Origin of the sequence: Saccharopolyspora sp. NPDC050389, assembly GCF_040655595.1 — a bacterium.
Classification (GTDB): Bacteria; Actinomycetota; Actinomycetes; order Mycobacteriales; family Pseudonocardiaceae; genus Saccharopolyspora.
Genome location: NZ_JBFAKG010000227.1, coordinates 1 through 1,407 on the forward strand (window position 1 = coordinate 1; position 1,407 = coordinate 1,407).

Sequence of the window (1,407 nt, forward strand, 5' to 3'; positions counted from 1 at the left end):
TAGGGCTTTGTTAGTTGTTGATCTCGTGCGGGATGATCTTGGTGTGGATGCTGCTGAGTTGGATGTCGTTCGGGGTCGTTTGGAGGACTTCGCTGGTGAGATGTTCGTGTCGTTCGCGCGTCGTGAGCAGCGGCTTAATGGTGGCTTGTACCTGCGGGGACTGATGCTGGACGGGCGGCGGAAGTCGATGCAGCCGATGGCCGAGCGTCTCGGTGTGGATCATCAGCGGTTGCAGCAGTTCATCACTTCCTCGACGTGGGATTACGCGGCGGTGCGTCGGCGGTTGGCGGCCCGGGCGGTGGAGGTCGTCACGCCGGAGGCGTGGGCGCTGGATGACACCGGGCACGAAAAGGACGGGGATGCCTCGCCGGGAGTGGCCCGCCAGTACACCGGCACTGCGGGCAAGGTCACGAACTGTCAGATCGCGGTGAGCGTGCACGCCGTCACCAGCCGGTGCTCGGCGGCGCTGAACTGGCGGTTGTTCCTTCCGGAAACCTGGGACGACGACCTCGCCACCGGTGTGGAGGCCGAACGCATCGCCATCCGGCGCCATCGGTGCGCGATACCGGGCGAGGAAGGGCACCGCCCGAAATGGCGCCTGGCGCTGGAGATGATCGACGAACTCCTCGCCTGGGGCCTGCGCCCGCCGGTCCTGCTGGCCGACGCCGCCTACGGAGACAACACGGTGTTGCGGTGCGAGCTGGCCGAACGGGGCCTGTCCTATGTGATGTCGGCCCGGGACACGATCAGTGCCCACCCGGCCACGGCCGTGCCCGTGGCCGTGCCCTATGCCGGGCGGGGCATACGGGCGGCCCCTCGCTACCCCGGCGCGCCGGCCTCGCTGCGCGAGCTGGCTCTGGCCGCCGGACGCGGCGGTCTGCGGCAGGTCACCTGGCGTCAGGGCACCAAAAAGACCCGGGGTAACCCCACCGCATCGATGCGCTCCCGGTTCCTGGCACTGCGCATCCGGCCCGCCAACCGCGACATCCCCCGAGCAGACGACGGCAGCCTTCCCGAAACCTGGCTGCTGGCCCAATGGCCACCCCGGGAACCCGAACCCACCGAGTACTGGATCTCCAACCTGCCCGCCACCACACCGATCAAAACCCTGGTGCGACTGGCCAAACTCCGCTGGCGCATCGAACACGACTACCGCGAACTCAAAACCGGGCTCGGGCTCACCCACTTCGAAGGCCGCTCCTTCACCGGCTGGCACCGCCACGTCACCCTCACCTCCGCCGCGCACCTGTTCCTCACCGAACTCCGCCTGACAAGCCCAAAAGCACCTGGGGCGGCCTGACCCTCTACACAATCCTCCAAACACTCCAGGTACTCCTGGCCACCTGGACAGGCCGATGCCCCACCTGCCACCAACAACCACCATGACGAACTAACAAAGCCCTACTA

At 67.0% G+C, this 1,407-nt stretch carries 1 protein-coding gene; it reads left to right on the forward strand.

The annotated features are described in order from the left end of the window. The first annotated feature begins 43 nt into the window (after nt 1–43). Entirely contained in the window at nt 44–1,300 is a 1,257-nt protein-coding gene (locus tag AB0I53_RS49580) for an IS701 family transposase (RefSeq protein ID WP_358618216.1), read from the forward strand. Nucleotides 1,301–1,407: the final 107 nt, after the last annotated feature.